This window comes from Dysgonomonas sp. Marseille-Q5470 (assembly GCF_951230145.1).
Classification (GTDB): domain Bacteria; phylum Bacteroidota; class Bacteroidia; order Bacteroidales; family Dysgonomonadaceae; genus Dysgonomonas.
On the sequence record NZ_CATNVE010000001.1, the window covers coordinates 206,211 to 221,559 of the forward strand.

Genomic DNA, 15,349 nt, shown 5'->3' on the forward strand with positions numbered 1-15,349 from the left:
TTTTTTGAATTATAGTACCTCTGGTGCCAATGAAACGATTTTCATGTTTGTTGCGCGAAGTTCGCGGGCAACCGGTCCGAAAATACGGCTTCCTCTGATATCACCTGCTGCGTTTAGCAATACACAAGCATTATCATCGAAACGTATATAAGAACCATCGGGACGACGGATCTCTTTTTTTGTACGTACGATCATTGCTTTTGTTACAGCACCTTTCTTAATATCACTCGAAGGGATTACATTCTTGATAGCAACCACAATCACATCCCCTACAGACGCATAACGTCTTCTTGTACCGCCTAATACGCGGATACATAAGCATTCTCTAGCTCCACTGTTATCAGTAACTACTAGTCTTGATTCTTGTTGTATCATAATTATTTAGCCCTTTCGATTATTTCTATTAATCTCCATCTCTTTGTTTTACTCAACGGACGAGTTTCCATAATACGTACTGTGTCGCCAATGTTGCACTCGTTCTTTTCGTCGTGAGCGTGATATTTCTTCGTTTTGTTAACGAATTTTCCATAAATAGGGTGTTTTTCTTTCCATTTTACAGCCACAGTGATGGTTTTATCCATCTTGTTACTGAAAACGACCCCGAATCTTTCTTTTCTTAAATTTCTCGTTTCCATCAGCTCTTAATTATTTTTTTAGTTCTCTTTGGCGCAACTCTGTAAGGAAACGTGCGATATCGCGACGTTTTTCTTTAATCTTAGTCGGATTGTCCAATGGAGATACACTGTGGTTTAACACCATTTGGTCTAACGCTGTTTTTTCAGCATCTAGTCTTTCATTCAATTCTTTGTCCGAAAGCTCTCTTACTTCTGCAATTTTCATACTTCTTAAGCGTTTTGAGTTAAGTCATAATCTCTGCGAACTACAAATTTTGTAGTCACAGGAAGCTTTTGTGCTGCTAGGCGCAATGCTTCTTTTGCCACATCATAAGATACACCTTCGATTTCGAATATGATTCTTCCTGGTGTAACGGGTGCAACGAAACCTTCCGGCGATCCCTTACCTTTACCCATACGTACTTCGGCAGGTTTCTTTGTGATAGGTTTGTCAGGGAAAATTCTAACCCAAACTTGTCCTTGACGCTGCATGTAACGAGTTACTGCAATACGAGCCGCTTCGATTTGGCGTCCTGTGATCCATTTGTTTTCCAGGGTTTTGATGCCAAATGAACCGAAAGCCAATTCATGCCCTCTTTGAGCAATGCCTTTCATACGACCTTTTTGCTGTCTTCTGAATTTTGTTTTCTTCGGTTGTAACATTTTACTTCAAACGTTTTTTAATTACTTTCTCTTATTTCTCTTGAAACCTTTTCCTTGGTCACCTCTGTCGTTGCGACGGTTGTCTCCACCTCTGTTACCAGAGTGTCCACCATCTTTGGCAGCTGTGAATGAAGGAGCAAGGTCTTTCTTACCGTAAACTTCTCCACGGCAAATCCATACTTTAATACCAATCAAACCAACTTTTGTTAGTGCTTCGGCATGTGCATAATCAATATCGGCACGGAATGTATGAAGTGGTGTACGTCCTTCTTTGTACATTTCGGAACGAGCCATTTCTGCGCCATTCAGACGACCTGATATTTGAATTTTGATACCTTCTGCACCCATTCTCATTGTTGAAGCAATTGCCATTTTGATAGCACGACGGTAAGCGATTTTACCTTCTACCTGACGGGCTACATTGTTGGCAACGATAACTGCGTCCAACTCTGGTTTTTTGATTTCAAAAATGTTGATTTGGATATCTTTATCTGTAATCTTCTTCAACTCTTCTTTCAGCTTGTCTACTTCTTGTCCGCCTTTACCGATGATGATACCCGGACGAGCTGTACAAACTGTGATAGTTACAAGTTTCAAAGTTCTTTCGATAACGATGCGAGATACACTAGCTTTAGCCAGACGGGCATTCAGATATTTACGGATTTTGCTGTCTTCCAACAAAGTATTTCCATATCTTTTGCCTCCATACCAATTAGAATCCCATCCACGGATGATACCTAAACGATTTGCTATTGGATTAACTTTTTGTCCCATCTGCTAATTAATTTTGATTTTCTTTATTAAGTGTATCTACGTGAAGGGTCACATGATTTGAACGTTTACGTATTCTGTAACCTCTTCCCTGCGGAGCTGGACGCATTCTTTTCAGCATGGCTCCACCATCTACGTTTACCAATGATACATACAACTCTCCACTTTCTGCTTTACGCTCATTTTTTGCTTCCCAGTTGGCGATAGCAGAGCGTAACAATTTTTCTATTCTTGCAGCAGCTTCTTTATTTGAGTATTTCAATACACCAAGAGCCCTAAATGCTTCCATTCCACGTATCATGTCGACAACAAGGCGCATTTTGCGTGGAGAAGTAGGAACATCATTCAGCTTGGCGAAAGCAATAGTCTTTTTAGCTTCTTTTCTTGCTTCAGCTACTATATGTTTTCTTTTACCCATTTTAATGTTTACTTTTTATTAATTTACTGGCTTCTGCTCCAATTATTTTTTCTTATTACCTCCGTGTCCACGGAATGTACGTGTAAGAGAGAATTCTCCTAACTTGTGTCCTACCATGTTTTCTGTCACATATACAGGAATAAATTTATTTCCGTTGTGAACAGCAATAGTATGGCCTACAAAGTCGGGGGATATCATTGAAGCTCTTGCCCATGTCTTAACCACAGCTTTCTTACCTGACTCATTCATGGCCAAGACTTTTTTCTCAAGCTTAACATTAATATACGGGCCTTTTTTTAACGAACGACTCATAATTTTCTATTGATTAATCAGGTTATTATTTTTTTCTTCTTTCGATTATGTACTTAGAAGAATGTTTCTTAGGAGCTCTAGTTTTGAGACCCTTAGCGTACAATCCTTTACGTGAACGTGGGTGACCTCCTGAAGCACGACCTTCACCACCACCCATTGGGTGATCGACAGGGTTCATTACTACACCTCGGTTGTGAGGACGGCGGCCAAGCCAACGAGAACGACCGGCTTTACCTGATTTCTCTAGTCCGTGATCTGAGTTTCCTACGCTACCGATAGTAGCTTTGCATGTAGCAAGGATCTTACGTGTTTCGCCTGAAGGCATTCTTATGATTGCGTAGTTTCCTTCGCGAGAAGTTAACTGTGCAAAAGCACCTGCCGAACGAACCATTTTAGCTCCCTGACCAGGACGAAGTTCGATATTATGAACAACTGTACCGATTGGAATTTTTGCCAAAGGCAATGCATTACCAACCTCAGGAGCAGCATCAGCTCCGGATACCACTGTTTGACCTACTTCCAAACCTTCTGGTGCTAAGATATAAGTTTTAGCTCCGTCTACATAATACAACAAAGCAATACGAGCCGAACGGTTCGGATCATATTCGATTGTTTTTACAGTGGCTGGAATTCCGTCTTTCGTTCTCTTGAAGTCTATGAGCCTGAATTTTCTCTTATGACCGCCGCCGAGATAACGCATAGTCATCTTACCGGTATTGTTACGGCCACCAGACGCTTTTTTACCGACTACAAGGGATTTTTCTGGTACACTTGCAGTGATTTCTTGGAATGTACCAATAATTTTGTGTCTCTGCCCCGGTGTTGTGGGCTTTAATTTACGTACTGCCATTTTTTATTTAGATATTACTAAAAAAGTCTATACTTTCACCTTCTTTCAGGGTGATTATTGCTTTCTTGAATGCAGGAGTTTTACCTTTTATCACACCAGCTTTTGTGTAACGGCTTTTTAGCTTTCCGGAGTAGTTAATTGTATTTACAGACTTAACTGTTACGCCATAAAGCTCTTCTACTGCGTTCTTAATCTCCACTTTGTTTGCACTTGGAGCAACACGAAAACCGTAACGATTCGGAAACTTTTCTGAAATCGCGGTTTGCTTTTCTGTTAAAATTGGTTTTATCAAAATTCCCATAGTATTCTCTCCTTATGCTTTTAATAAAAGATTATCTATAATAGCAACCGAAGACTCAGCCAATACTAGACTTGTACAGTTAAGTATTGAGTAAGTATTTAAATCAGAAGCTTTTACAACTTTTACTCTTTCTAAATTACGAGCCGACAAATATACATTTTTATTTTGGTCTGGCAAAACTAGAAGTATCTTTTTATCAGCCACTTGCAAATTTTTAGCCAATGCCACAAAATCCTTAGTTTTTGGAGAGTCGAAAGACAAGTCTTCAACTACCAATATTTGATTTTCTTTTGCTTTAGCAGCAAGGGCAGATTTACGTGCAAGTACTCTTACTTTTTTGTTCAATTTGAAGCCATAGTCTCTTGGTTTTGGACCAAATACACGTGCTCCACCAACCAATACAGGTGAATTGATATCACCACGGCGAGCACCACCTCCACCTTTCTGACGGATCAACTTACGTGTACTTCCCGACATCTCACTTCTTTCTTTAGTCTTGTGAGTACCTTGACGTTGATTCGCAAGATATAGCTTCACGTCCAACCAAAGAACATGATCGTTAGGCTCAATTGCATAAATAGCATCGTTCAACGCTACTTTTTTACCGGTTTCTTTACCGTTTTTATCTAATACACTCAGTTCCATTATCTTTCTATTCTAACGATTGAACCTTTACTTCCCGGTACTGAACCTTTTATTAACAAAAGATTATGTTCCGGAATTATTTTAATAATCACAAGGTTTTGAACAGTAACTTGTTTGTTACCCATCTGACCACCCATTCTTGTTCCTTTAAACACCTTTGCAGGGTACGAACAAGCTCCGATAGAACCCGGAGCACGAAGACGGTTATGTTGTCCTAGAGTAGCTTCTCCTACCCCACGGAAACCATGGCGTTTAACAACCCCTTGGAAACCTTTACCTTTCGACACTCCAGTTACGTCAATAAAAGGGTCGTCCATTGAGAACATTCCGTCTACTGTAATAACGTCTCCTAGATTGTATTTCTCTTCATACTTGAACTCGGCCAAGTGTCTTTGAGGTGCAACCCCGGCTTTCTTGAAATGTCCGATTTCGGGCTTGCTGGTATGTTTGTCTTTCTTTTCAACAAAGCCTACCTGTACAGCCTCGTAACCATCTTTTTCAGATGTTTTAACCTGAGTAACAACACAAGGACCCACTTCGACAACAGTGCATGGAATATTTTTTCCCTCGGCACTGAATACGGATGTCATTCCGATTTTCTTTCCTAATAATCCTGGCATTTCTCTAAATTATTTATTTAAACTAATATAAATTTTCATCAAACTTTGATTTCTACTTCTACACCACTTGGCAATTCCAGCTTCATGAGTGCATCTACAGTTTTTGCTGTTGAGCTGTAGATATCGATCAATCTTTTATAAGAAGATAGTTCGAACTGCTCACGAGATTTCTTGTTTACGAAAGTTGAACGGTTAACAGTAAAAATACGTTTGTGAGTTGGTAACGGAATTGGACCGCTTACTACTGCACCTGTTGCTTTCACTGTTTTCACGATTTTCTCAGCAGACTTGTCTACCAATGTGTAATCGTACGATTTCAGTTTAATTCTAATTTTCTGACTCATCGTTTGTTTTTAGTTAATTATTAAAATAAATTCTATATAAAAATATTAAAGACTGCAATTAAGAGTCATTTACTAATTGCAGTCTCTTTTGTTATTTGATCAAATCAACGCGACCTTTAACCTCAGTTAATACCTGACGTGCGATAGATGGCGAAACTTCTTCGTAATGAGAGAATGTCATTGCTGACGTTGCTCTACCCGAAGTGATTGTTCTCAAAGAAGTCACATATCCAAACATTTCTGCCAAAGGCACTTTAGCTTTCACTATACGTGCACCTGAACGGCTAGACTCCATACCTTCTACCTGACCACGACGTTTGTTAAGGTCAGAAATCACATCACCCATGCTTTCTTCCGGAGTTACTACTTCCAGTTTCATGATAGGTTCTTGCAATGTAGGTCCGGCTTTCTCACATGCATTTCTGAAAGCAAGCTTAGCACAAAGTTCGAATGACAACTGGTCAGAGTCCACTGTATGGTAAGAACCATCAATAAGAACAACTTTCAGTTTATCTAGCGCATATCCTGCAAGTACACCATTTTTCATTGCAGCAGCAAATCCTTTCTGAACTGAAGGGATAAATTCCTTAGGAACGTTACCACCTTTCACCTCATCGATAAATTGAAGTTCTCCTTCAAATCCAGGATCTGTTGGACCAACTTTAACAATAATATCGGCAAACTTACCACGACCCCCGGTTTGTTTTTTGTAAACCTCACGAAGATCAACAGTTTGAGTAATTGCTTCTTTATATGATACCTGAGGACGACCTTGATTACATTCAACCTTAAATTCACGTTTCAGACGGTCGATGATAATTTCAAGGTGAAGCTCACCCATACCTTCGATAATAGTCTGACCTGAATCCTGATCGGTATGAACACGGAATGTTGGATCTTCTTCAGCAAGCTTACCTAATCCTGTAGCCAATTTATCCACATCTTTCTGAGTGATCGGCTCAACAGCGATACCAATAACCGGTTCTGGGAAGTCCATAGATTCAAGTACGATCGGATTGTTTTCGTCACATAGTGTATCACCTGTACGAATATCTTTAAATCCTACACCTGCACCTATATCTCCACAACCAATTACGTCTTTCGGATTTTGCTTGTTAGAGTGCATCTGGAACAAACGTGAGATACGTTCTTTCTTTTCAGAGCGGCTGTTATAAACATACGATCCGGCTGCTAATTCTCCCGAGTAAACACGGAAGAAACACAAGCGTCCTACGAATGGGTCTGTTGCGATTTTGAATGCCAAAGCAGCCATCGGCTCACTTGGGCTTGGGTGGCGAACGATAGTAGCACCTGTTCTTGGATCTGTTCCTTCGATAGCTACAGTATCTATTGGGCTAGGCAAGAATTTACATACAGCATCCAATAACGGTTGAACTCCTTTATTCTTGAAAGAAGAACCACACAACATTGGATTGATCTGCATAGAAAGAGTACCGATGCGTAATGCTGCGATAATTTCTTCTTCTGTGATTGAAGACGGATCATCAAAGAATTTCTCCATCAACGTTTCATCACATTCTGCAGCTTTTTCAAGCATTTTTTCTCTCCACTCTTGAGCTTCAGCTAGATATTCGGAAGGAATTTCGTCCAACTCATAGTCTGCACCCATTGTTTCATCATGCCAGTACATCGCCTTCATTTTGATAAGGTCGATGATTCCTCTGAAGTGCTCTTCTGCTCCAATTGGAATCTGAACCGGACATGGGTTACCATTCAACATTTCTTTTATTTGGCGTACCACTTCAAAGAAATCTGCTCCCGAACGGTCCATTTTATTTACATAACACATACGAGGAACATCGTATTTGTCAGCCTGACGCCATACTGTTTCCGACTGAGGTTCAACACCACTTACAGCATCGTAAGCAGCAATTGCCCCATCAAGAATACGGAGTGAACGCTCTACCTCTACTGTAAAGTCAACGTGTCCGGGAGTATCGATCAAGTTGATCTTAAACATTTCATTGTCATACTTCCAGCTTGCTGTGGTAGCGGCAGATGTAATAGTAATACCCCTTTCTTGCTCTTGCTCCATCCAGTCCATAGTGGCAGCGCCATCATGTACCTCTCCAATCTTATGTGTAAGACCGGTATAGAACAGGATACGTTCAGAAGTAGTGGTTTTACCGGCATCGATGTGCGCCATGATGCCTATATTTCTTGTATTCTTTAAACTGTCATTAACCTTTGCCATTGTTTTTTAACTCTTCCTTTTTGTTAGAATCTGAAATGAGCGAATGCACGGTTAGCTTCAGCCATTCTATGCATATCTTCTTTTCTTTTGAATGCGCCTCCTTGATTGTTGTATGCATCTGAGATTTCTGCGCCTAATTTGTCTGCCATAGTCTTACCACCTCTCTTGCGAGCATAAAGGATAAGATTTTTCATACAGATAGATTCTTTGCGGTCTGGGCGAATTTCGGTAGGAACCTGAAATGTTGCACCACCTACACGGCGTGACTTCACTTCTACTTGAGGAGTTACATTATCTAGAGCTGCTTTCCATATCTCGAGAGCAGTTTTTTCGTCGTTTGGTAATTTCTTCTTCACGATCTCCAATGCAGTATAGAAGATATCGAATGCAGTAGATTTTTTACCATCATACATTAAGTGGTTAACAAACTTTGTAACCTTTACATCACCGAAAACAGGATCCGGTAGGATCTGTCTTTTCTTTGGTTTTGCTTTTCTCATTTTTTTACTGAAAAATTTTGTTTTTGTTTTTGGTTGCCAATTTTAGATGCCTTCAAAAGTTCCGCCGAACTATTTACTCAACCTATATATAGCCTATCCAATAAACTTAAACCGTTTTAATACTTAATTAAAAATCTCGGTTAAAGGGATTGCCTCAGGTAATTATTTTTTCTTACCCTTAGCTGCAGCTGCCGCTGGTGCTCCCGGTTTAGGACGTTTTGCTCCGTATTTAGAGCGGCGTTGTGTACGACCATTTACTCCTGCAGTATCCAATGTTCCACGTACAATGTGGTAACGAACACCCGGAAGGTCTTTCACACGACCACCTCTAACAAGTACAATTGAGTGCTCCTGCAAATTGTGACCTTCTCCAGGTATATAAGCATTCACCTCTTTTGAATTTGTTAAACGCACACGTGCTACCTTACGCATCGCTGAGTTAGGTTTCTTAGGAGTTGTTGTATATACACGGATACAAACACCTCTACGTTGAGGACATGCATCCAATGCACGAGACTTACTCTTTTCAACCAAAACCGCCCGTCCTTTTCTTACTAATTGTTGAATTGTAGGCATGTTGTTTTAATCTTTAGAACTTTTTAAATTCAGTTTTTAATTATACATTTAATTAGCAAATAACACAAGAAACGAACACTATTCGAATGACAATCAACACATTGCCATCAGAACAAGCCCTTTTCATGCATTATTCGGGTTGCAAATGTAGACATAATCAGCCAATTACACAAATATTTGAAAAGAAAATTGAACAAAAAAAGCAAGATGGAACTTGAATATTCCATCTTGCCACTAAAATTCCGTAGTTTTTATAAAACGCTTCTGTTAGAATGAAAAGTCCACCCCAGCAGCAAATACCTTGTTGGTACGTGAGAATACGTCTTTCCCAGCAAGATAAGCCTGAGGGTTGGTATTTGGTATTGCAACATATTTTGGATTGTCTTTTGTCCAGTCTGAATATGTTGTCCAGAAGTAACCTACATTTATAAGAACGTTTTTGGCAACATTTACCGCACCACCTAAACCTATAGAATATGAATTGATAGAGAAACTTAAATCTCTCTGATACTCATCTTTTACACCATAGCGGGTGATTTGCCCTCCGGCACTTACCAAGAACATGTCGTCTATTTTATATTCGGCTCCAAATAAATATTCATTTGTACCTCCGTTTATATGCTTTTGTTTATCGTCTGCCATTTTAGCATCTGAGTCGAAAAAGTGGTGATAACCAACACTTGCCAATAGCTTCGGTGTAATCTGATAAGAAGCTCCTACTGTGAATAGAGCAGGAATATCGTGAGGAGTATTTACTCCATCTTTAAACAAGCCTGTATCATCAACTTTGGTTTTATTCTCTACGTTGAGAGCTGTACGAAACTCATATTTCATACCGACATTCAGGTTATTATAACTGAAGTTGAATCCAAGAATAGGAGATATACCCCATCCGGATTGTGATGAATCAAGATTTTTATCAGCTACAGCTTTTGCATTATTTTCATACGCCTGTCCTGCAATTACATATCCGGCCTGAACCTGCTGTATCTGCATTTGATTAAACTGCTCGGCATTGCCAATATTCAATCCTGCCCTTAGTTGGTCGGCCATCGCTTGCGACAGCTTTCCTGCAGTAATCAGTTGGCCTACAGTATATGCACCGGCTCCACTTTCGATAAAAGGATTCAGATTTGCAGCAGTTCCCTTCGCCAACGAAGCAGCATCATTAAAAAAGGTCTGAGCAGACATCATGCCTCCTGTCGGATTTAGCATGGGGTGTTGAGGGTTAAAAGATATATTCCTCAAATGTCCCTCGTACCTGTTATTTACTATATTAAGACGAAAACCGCCATATACCGAAAACATATTATTGATAGCATAACTTCCTCCGATCTGAGCACCATATATAAATGATGAACCACGCATATATGCATCTACCGAATAGTTATTTGTGGTAATTCCACTCGCAGCAAGCAAACCGGGCAACATTGATATCGTTGATTCAAAAGAAGGCAACCCATCATTAAATGTAGCTTTACCGCCGCCGCCTGTCACTGCAATATTTCCGGAAAGTACCCATTTGCCTTTTTTGTATGCAGCCTGAATACTAGGAATGATCGGAGCCGAAGCTGTTCCCTTAAAACTTTTTGTAGCATCGCCACCAAACCCTGCAAATGGAGCAAAAGTGGAAGTTATCGTTCTTGTTTGAAAAGCACTCTGATTGGAAAAAGAAAAATGGAAACCATCGTTAAGTTTTACAAGCCCCGCAGGATTTGTATAAGCGGCGTCTATTTGCACAGATGCGTCACGAGCAACCATTCTGATAAAATGCGCACTCTGATTCGTATTGGTAAGAATACCTCCTGCAAAGACATGCGAGGTACTACACAGGGCTAAAACAGCAATAGCCAATGTCTTCTTCATATTCATTTGATATAATTAATTAAAATTGGGCACAAAGATATAAGGAATCTATTAGTTTCAAAAGAAACCATGTTAAAAATGAACATTATCTTATTGATTATCAAATACATGTTGTCTATGCAACTAATATTTAATATTCAGAAATCCGAACATTATTTAAGAACCACAATACAGTATCGATGCATTTTATCTTCGTTTGACATTGATATTTAGCGCAAAACAGTAAAAAAATAATAGATTTGCATAATCATTCATCAAAAGTAACATGAACAGATCCGCTCTCTTTCTTGCGCTAAACATAGGGTTAATTACTTGTTTTCTTTCATGCATTAGCGGCAATGCTGAAAAAAAACTTTTTTATGAAGGGGTACTTTTCGAATATCCACATAGCTGGACTGTAGAAACAAACGAATTACCCGGAGAATCATATTCCATAAAAGGAAAAGAAGGAAATAACATTATATTCATAACATTTACAGAAAAAAGTACAGACTTAAAGGAAGTAATAGAAACGCATCAAAAAAATGTAGACAGAACAAAGTTTGAATACTCAGCAGAGAAAATCATTCCATCCAAATTTGGCAAATATGATGCATTATCTTCTGAATTTACAATCGTTAGAGATTCTAAAAAATCTTACGGAAACACGTTCGCTCTTAAGGCAGGAAACAAGAGTTACCTAATTATAATACAAAGTGACACGGAAGATAGCCTGAACAAAAGCTTTGAGACAATTAAAAACAGCTTCGAAATAAAGACCAAACCTTAAAGTATAACATTGAGCAAGAAATCATCATATCAACAGATAATAAAGTCTACCACCATTTTTGGCGGATCCCAGGCATTGATTATTCTCATTGGCATCATCCGAACCAAGATTATTGCCATATTGTTAGGACCCACGGGGATAGGCATTATCGGCATATACCAGTCTATCATAGACATGATGCGATCGGGATTCAGCCTCGGACTGGATACTGCGGGAGTAAAAGACATAGCCGAAACCGAAGCCCAAAAAGACCAGACTGCCCTCAATAGAGTGATATCACGTTTTAATATTTGGTTCAAATGGTCGGCAATCATAGGCTCTGTCATTTGCCTCATCTTATGCTATCCAATTAGTCTTTGGGCATTCGACAGCAACAAATATACTCTACCAATTGCTGGCTTGGCTATTTGCGTATTTCTAGCAATACTTACAACAGGCAAATCAACCATATTACAGGGGATGCGTAAAATTCCCGAGATGGCAAAATCCGCTGTATGGGGTAGCTTAATAGGCTTAATTATCACCACTCCTATATATTTTATCTTCGGGCTGGAAGGTATTATCCCTGCTTTTATCGTATCGGGAGGAATATCTTTTCTCTGTGTTGAATTTTATTACAAGAAACAAAGTATAGAGAAAGCTAGCATCTCAAATAAAGAAGCTTTCCACGAAGGATTAAGCTCTCTAAAACTTGGAATTTATATTGTATCGGCAGGACTTGTAAGTACTGTGAGTATGTTTCTCATCAGAGCATACATCACACGAACCGATGATATTGAAGCGGCAGGACTATTTCAATCGGCATGGACAATAACAAATGTATATCTTGCACTCATACTCAGATCGATGGGATCAGACTTTTATCCTCGTCTTTCGGCAATAGCGAGCGAAAAGGATAAAATGAAAGCACTCATAAATGAACAGAGCTATATCGTACTGATTATTGCTTCTCCTATTGTTATAGGCATGATGCTGTTCTCCGACTTCGCTTTATCAGTACTCTACTCCGGAAAGTTTTCGGGGGCGAATACACTCTTATGCTGGCAAGTAGCAGGTTCATTTTTGAAAGTACTAAGTTGGCCGATAGCCTTTATTATGTTGGTAAAGGATAGAGGATTTGTGTTTTTCATATCAGAAGCCGCATATCATAGCGTATATCTTCTCTCCGCCTATATACTCTACCCGCTGTATGGATTAGATGCGACAGGAATCGCATATTTGGCTGCCTATATTGTGTATCTGCCTCTTGTATACATTATCGGACGTAAGCTCTCAGATTTCAAATGGACTAATACGATCATTTCAATGATATTGATTAATCTAATGCTGATTTGCATTACATTTCTTATTGTGATATATATCCCGCAATACAAATATTTAGGAGGGATCACATTATGTGCCTCCATACTGTATGCCTTCTTCAAATTGAAGAAAGTATTCAACTTAAAAGACTTGGGTAGTTGGTTTAAGAAAGAGTAATTACTTCTTTTTGCGCTCTTTCTCTATTTCTTTTACACGTGGAATAACCAGATTGTCTTCTATAAAGGTATGCGCTTCGAGCTCCTCTTCGGACATATACAATTCGGTAAGAACATTTACCATCAACATCTGGTCTGTCGTGCCCGGAACGTACTTTAACAATATCTGTTTCAGGTCATTTATTTTTCCCTCAATATCATTATGCCGTTCTTCAAATATATTGATAGAGTATTGCTTATTAGCATCTTTATCAATCAAAGAGTAGACATAAGGAAAAACAACATCATCCTCATACCTCATATGCTCCAATACTTCTTTGGTATAATTGTCGAAGAAATCAAGAACAACGGTTTGTAATGCTTTGTCTGTTTCGGGGAAAACCAATTCAAGCTTACGGCGAATATTCGGAAGCCTTCTTTCCAAAAAGTAACTGTGTGAATTTTTAAGGTATCTGAGAAACGGAGCAAGAGGCAATTTGCTGAACACCTCTTGTATATTGGTTATACATTTATTTGATTGATAGTTTGCAAGGAATAGGAAACAATCTGTATCAAAATCATTTTCTTTACAAACTGCCTCAACACTTTTTTCGCCGAACCCAAGCGAAATATTTAACCGATTGAGCAATAATAATAAGTGGTAGTCGGCATCTATAAGCTCCGACATTTTCATTTTCTTATTAAATATGATTGTTACATTCTGCATTGTGTACAAGTTTATTCGTCTTGATATTTTATTTCCGAAATATCCACTAATTTATTAATTATTGCATATATAGTCAATCCAGAAATACTATGAACTTTCAATTTGCGTGTAATATTTCTGCGGTGCGTAATAGCCGTATGAATAGAGATGCTATGATGATCGGCTATTTCCTTATTACTCATGCCCTTTACAACACTTATCAAAATTTCTTTCTCTCTATCACTCAACTCCTCGGTGTCTGACTGCCCTCCTGTTTCCTTCTCAAGACATTTAAGTAAAGTTTCTTCAATTTTCGATTCCGAATCATTTATACGTATAACTGCGTCATAGGAACGATAAAACTGCTCATCAATAAGATTATAAACCAAAGCTATTATTGCTGTATGTTTATCCAAATTGAGCTGCTGCCGGATATCATGCCTTGATGTATGCCCCAGCAACATGGGGTTGATAAGAACAGCATCCGGTTTGAGTATATTTATCTGATAATTTATATCTTCCATTTCTCTCAATTCTACAACTTTACCGACGCTATTTAGCTGAGATAAAACATAAACCAGACCTTTACGAATAATATATGAAGTTTCGGCTACAGCCAGCACTTTCTTCGTTTTAGACATCTTTCGATAGTTTTCTTATATAGAATGATTCTTTATAAGTCACAAATTTCGTGATATTTTATTTTATAAACAAATGTTATATAATATAAATAATCCGGACTTGTGTTTCTAAACAATATTTATAGTAGTTTTGTTTATAGGATTTTTAATACGTTCCTAATTTATGATCAACTTTAAGCAGATTACATTTTCTGATAAAAAAGTAATAGATGCCGCTTTTGCAGGAAACGAATACCGTGCCTGCGACTTTTGTTTTACAAACCTTTACGCATGGAATGCAAAATTCAAAACGGTGTACGCAATAGAACACCGGACTATATTTCTTCGGTTCCAGGATTCCGACGGACAGACATATTATATGATGCCCATCGGAAAAATGCCACTTATAGATGCATTCAAATTAATAGAAGAAGATGCGAAAATAAACAAAATACCATTCCAGATGAAAGGCATCTCGTCTGAAATGTGGGAAAAAATACGCAACGAAATTCCGGGAGAGTTCAGATACCTGCCCGATCGCAACAATGATGAGTATATCTATTTGTCTGAGAAGTTAATTAACCTTTCGGGCAAAAAACTGCAAAGCAAGCGCAATCACATCAACAGATTTAAGGCAGACAACCCCGACTGGGAATATTTTCCTCTGACTTCCAAAAAAGAGCTGGAAGAGTGTGCATATATGCTCGACGAATGGGAAGAAGTAAATACCTCAAAAGCGGATTTCTCTCAACGATACGATTATATTGCAACCAAAATTATGCTCGAAAACTTCGAATATCTGCAACTTCGTGGAGGTGCGATCCGTGTTAATGGAAAGATTGTGGCATTTACGATAGGAGAGCAACTTACGGCTGATACTTTCGTTGTGCATGTAGAAAAAGCCTTCAGTGAAGTAAACGGCGCATATACAATTATCAACCAGCAGTTTATAGAACACGAAGCGTCTGAATACAAATATATCAACAGAGAGGAAGATATGGGCATAACAAACCTTCGTAAAGCAAAAATGTCATATTACCCTGATATATTATTAGAAGAAGGAATTCTTATTCCATTTGTGTAACATTATATTATCGTTCTC

The 15,349-nt window shown here is 38.7% G+C and carries 21 protein-coding genes; 3 read left to right on the forward strand and 18 right to left on the reverse strand.

What is annotated here, in order from left to right:
• Positions 1 to 9: 9 nt before the first annotated feature.
• From rplN to QOX35_RS01010, 16 genes are all read right to left on the reverse strand, one after another.
• Positions 10 to 375 (reverse strand): 50S ribosomal protein L14, encoded by a 366-nt coding sequence (gene rplN, locus QOX35_RS00935; protein ID WP_135105513.1) that lies wholly within the window; start codon positions 373 to 375, stop codon positions 10 to 12.
• Between the two features lie 2 nt (positions 376 to 377).
• Entirely contained in the window at positions 378 to 635 is a 258-nt protein-coding gene (gene rpsQ / locus QOX35_RS00940) for a 30S ribosomal protein S17 (RefSeq protein WP_006800252.1), read from the reverse strand.
• A 10-nt stretch (positions 636 to 645) separates the two neighbouring features.
• Positions 646 to 840, reverse strand: a complete 195-nt coding sequence (rpmC, locus tag QOX35_RS00945; RefSeq protein WP_135105512.1) for a 50S ribosomal protein L29 — start codon at positions 838 to 840, stop codon at positions 646 to 648.
• A 5-nt stretch (positions 841 to 845) separates the two neighbouring features.
• Entirely contained in the window at positions 846 to 1,277 is a 432-nt protein-coding gene (gene rplP / locus QOX35_RS00950; RefSeq protein WP_006841792.1) for a 50S ribosomal protein L16, read from the reverse strand.
• Positions 1,278 to 1,298: 21 nt separating this feature from the next.
• On the reverse strand, positions 1,299 to 2,051 hold the full coding sequence (gene rpsC / locus QOX35_RS00955) for a 30S ribosomal protein S3 (RefSeq protein ID WP_006841791.1): 753 nt from the start codon (positions 2,049 to 2,051) through the stop codon (positions 1,299 to 1,301).
• A 7-nt stretch (positions 2,052 to 2,058) separates the two neighbouring features.
• The gene (gene rplV / locus QOX35_RS00960) at positions 2,059 to 2,466 is read right to left on the reverse strand and encodes a 50S ribosomal protein L22 (RefSeq protein ID WP_006841790.1); all 408 of its coding nucleotides are present in this window, start codon (positions 2,464 to 2,466) and stop codon (positions 2,059 to 2,061) included.
• A 42-nt stretch (positions 2,467 to 2,508) separates the two neighbouring features.
• Positions 2,509 to 2,778, reverse strand: coding sequence for a 30S ribosomal protein S19 (gene rpsS, locus QOX35_RS00965; protein WP_006800257.1), 270 nt, complete (start codon positions 2,776 to 2,778; stop codon positions 2,509 to 2,511).
• Positions 2,779 to 2,803: 25 nt separating this feature from the next.
• Positions 2,804 to 3,628, reverse strand: a complete 825-nt coding sequence (rplB, locus tag QOX35_RS00970) for a 50S ribosomal protein L2 (RefSeq protein ID WP_135105511.1) — start codon at positions 3,626 to 3,628, stop codon at positions 2,804 to 2,806.
• Positions 3,629 to 3,635: 7 nt separating this feature from the next.
• Positions 3,636 to 3,929 carry a 50S ribosomal protein L23 gene (rplW, locus tag QOX35_RS00975; protein WP_006841788.1) on the reverse strand — a complete coding sequence of 98 codons (294 nt, stop codon included), beginning with the start codon at positions 3,927 to 3,929 and terminating at the stop codon, positions 3,636 to 3,638.
• A gap of 12 nt (positions 3,930 to 3,941) precedes the next feature.
• Positions 3,942 to 4,574 (reverse strand): 50S ribosomal protein L4, encoded by a 633-nt coding sequence (gene rplD / locus QOX35_RS00980; RefSeq protein ID WP_135105509.1) that lies wholly within the window; start codon positions 4,572 to 4,574, stop codon positions 3,942 to 3,944.
• Positions 4,574 to 5,194 (reverse strand): 50S ribosomal protein L3, encoded by a 621-nt coding sequence (gene rplC / locus QOX35_RS00985; protein WP_135105508.1) that lies wholly within the window; start codon positions 5,192 to 5,194, stop codon positions 4,574 to 4,576. Before rplC ends, rplD begins: the two co-directional genes overlap by 1 nt.
• Positions 5,195 to 5,232: 38 nt before the next feature.
• Entirely contained in the window at positions 5,233 to 5,538 is a 306-nt protein-coding gene (rpsJ, locus tag QOX35_RS00990) for a 30S ribosomal protein S10 (RefSeq protein ID WP_006841785.1), read from the reverse strand.
• A 91-nt stretch (positions 5,539 to 5,629) separates the two neighbouring features.
• On the reverse strand, positions 5,630 to 7,753 hold the full coding sequence (gene fusA, locus QOX35_RS00995) for an elongation factor G (protein WP_135105507.1): 2,124 nt from the start codon (positions 7,751 to 7,753) through the stop codon (positions 5,630 to 5,632).
• A gap of 23 nt (positions 7,754 to 7,776) precedes the next feature.
• Positions 7,777 to 8,253 carry a 30S ribosomal protein S7 gene (gene rpsG / locus QOX35_RS01000; RefSeq protein ID WP_006841783.1) on the reverse strand — a complete coding sequence of 159 codons (477 nt, stop codon included), beginning with the start codon at positions 8,251 to 8,253 and terminating at the stop codon, positions 7,777 to 7,779.
• Between the two features lie 162 nt (positions 8,254 to 8,415).
• Positions 8,416 to 8,829 (reverse strand): 30S ribosomal protein S12, encoded by a 414-nt coding sequence (rpsL, locus tag QOX35_RS01005; RefSeq protein ID WP_006841782.1) that lies wholly within the window; start codon positions 8,827 to 8,829, stop codon positions 8,416 to 8,418.
• Positions 8,830 to 9,096: 267 nt separating this feature from the next.
• A complete protein-coding gene (locus QOX35_RS01010; protein ID WP_438358876.1) occupies positions 9,097 to 10,695 on the reverse strand; it encodes an aromatic hydrocarbon degradation protein in 1,599 nt (532 codons plus the stop codon).
• 265 nt (positions 10,696 to 10,960) lie between these two features.
• Between QOX35_RS01010 and QOX35_RS01015 the strand changes: the two genes are divergently transcribed.
• Positions 10,961 to 11,464 carry a hypothetical protein gene (locus QOX35_RS01015; protein WP_283685423.1) on the forward strand — a complete coding sequence of 168 codons (504 nt, stop codon included), beginning with the start codon at positions 10,961 to 10,963 and terminating at the stop codon, positions 11,462 to 11,464.
• A gap of 9 nt (positions 11,465 to 11,473) precedes the next feature.
• On the forward strand, positions 11,474 to 12,943 hold the full coding sequence (locus QOX35_RS01020; protein WP_283685424.1) for an oligosaccharide flippase family protein: 1,470 nt from the start codon (positions 11,474 to 11,476) through the stop codon (positions 12,941 to 12,943).
• Here QOX35_RS01020 and QOX35_RS01025 read toward each other — a convergent pair whose 3' ends face one another.
• Together QOX35_RS01025 and QOX35_RS01030 are read right to left on the reverse strand one after the other, a co-directional pair.
• Positions 12,944 to 13,648: a hemerythrin domain-containing protein gene (locus QOX35_RS01025; RefSeq protein WP_006841778.1), complete on the reverse strand. Its 705-nt coding sequence runs from the start codon at positions 13,646 to 13,648 to the stop codon at positions 12,944 to 12,946.
• Positions 13,649 to 13,659: 11 nt separating this feature from the next.
• Entirely contained in the window at positions 13,660 to 14,268 is a 609-nt protein-coding gene (locus QOX35_RS01030) for a response regulator transcription factor (RefSeq protein WP_283685425.1), read from the reverse strand.
• A gap of 163 nt (positions 14,269 to 14,431) precedes the next feature.
• Between QOX35_RS01030 and QOX35_RS01035 the strand changes: the two genes are divergently transcribed.
• Positions 14,432 to 15,331, forward strand: a complete 900-nt coding sequence (locus QOX35_RS01035) for a DUF2156 domain-containing protein (RefSeq protein WP_135105502.1) — start codon at positions 14,432 to 14,434, stop codon at positions 15,329 to 15,331.
• The last annotated feature ends 18 nt before the right edge of the window (positions 15,332 to 15,349 follow it).

Coding starts and splice junctions, on each gene's coding strand:
- rplN (WP_135105513.1), bottom strand. CDS start 375: ATGATACAACAAGAATCAAGACTAGTAGTTACTGATAACAGTGGAGCT.
- rpsQ (WP_006800252.1), bottom strand. CDS start 635: ATGGAAACGAGAAATTTAAGAAAAGAAAGATTCGGGGTCGTTTTCAGT.
- rpmC (WP_135105512.1), bottom strand. CDS start 840: ATGAAAATTGCAGAAGTAAGAGAGCTTTCGGACAAAGAATTGAATGAA.
- rplP (WP_006841792.1), bottom strand. CDS start 1,277: ATGTTACAACCGAAGAAAACAAAATTCAGAAGACAGCAAAAAGGTCGT.
- rpsC (WP_006841791.1), bottom strand. CDS start 2,051: ATGGGACAAAAAGTTAATCCAATAGCAAATCGTTTAGGTATCATCCGT.
- rplV (WP_006841790.1), bottom strand. CDS start 2,466: ATGGGTAAAAGAAAACATATAGTAGCTGAAGCAAGAAAAGAAGCTAAA.
- rpsS (WP_006800257.1), bottom strand. CDS start 2,778: ATGAGTCGTTCGTTAAAAAAAGGCCCGTATATTAATGTTAAGCTTGAG.
- rplB (WP_135105511.1), bottom strand. CDS start 3,628: ATGGCAGTACGTAAATTAAAGCCCACAACACCGGGGCAGAGACACAAA.
- rplW (WP_006841788.1), bottom strand. CDS start 3,929: ATGGGAATTTTGATAAAACCAATTTTAACAGAAAAGCAAACCGCGATT.
- rplD (WP_135105509.1), bottom strand. CDS start 4,574: ATGGAACTGAGTGTATTAGATAAAAACGGTAAAGAAACCGGTAAAAAA.
- rplC (WP_135105508.1), bottom strand. CDS start 5,194: ATGCCAGGATTATTAGGAAAGAAAATCGGAATGACATCCGTATTCAGT.
- rpsJ (WP_006841785.1), bottom strand. CDS start 5,538: ATGAGTCAGAAAATTAGAATTAAACTGAAATCGTACGATTACACATTG.
- fusA (WP_135105507.1), bottom strand. CDS start 7,753: ATGGCAAAGGTTAATGACAGTTTAAAGAATACAAGAAATATAGGCATC.
- rpsG (WP_006841783.1), bottom strand. CDS start 8,253: ATGAGAAAAGCAAAACCAAAGAAAAGACAGATCCTACCGGATCCTGTT.
- rpsL (WP_006841782.1), bottom strand. CDS start 8,829: ATGCCTACAATTCAACAATTAGTAAGAAAAGGACGGGCGGTTTTGGTT.
- QOX35_RS01010 (WP_438358876.1), bottom strand. CDS start 10,695: ATGAAGAAGACATTGGCTATTGCTGTTTTAGCCCTGTGTAGTACCTCG.
- QOX35_RS01015 (WP_283685423.1), top strand. CDS start 10,961: ATGAACAGATCCGCTCTCTTTCTTGCGCTAAACATAGGGTTAATTACT.
- QOX35_RS01025 (WP_006841778.1), bottom strand. CDS start 13,648: ATGCAGAATGTAACAATCATATTTAATAAGAAAATGAAAATGTCGGAG.
- QOX35_RS01030 (WP_283685425.1), bottom strand. CDS start 14,268: ATGTCTAAAACGAAGAAAGTGCTGGCTGTAGCCGAAACTTCATATATT.
- QOX35_RS01035 (WP_135105502.1), top strand. CDS start 14,432: ATGATCAACTTTAAGCAGATTACATTTTCTGATAAAAAAGTAATAGAT.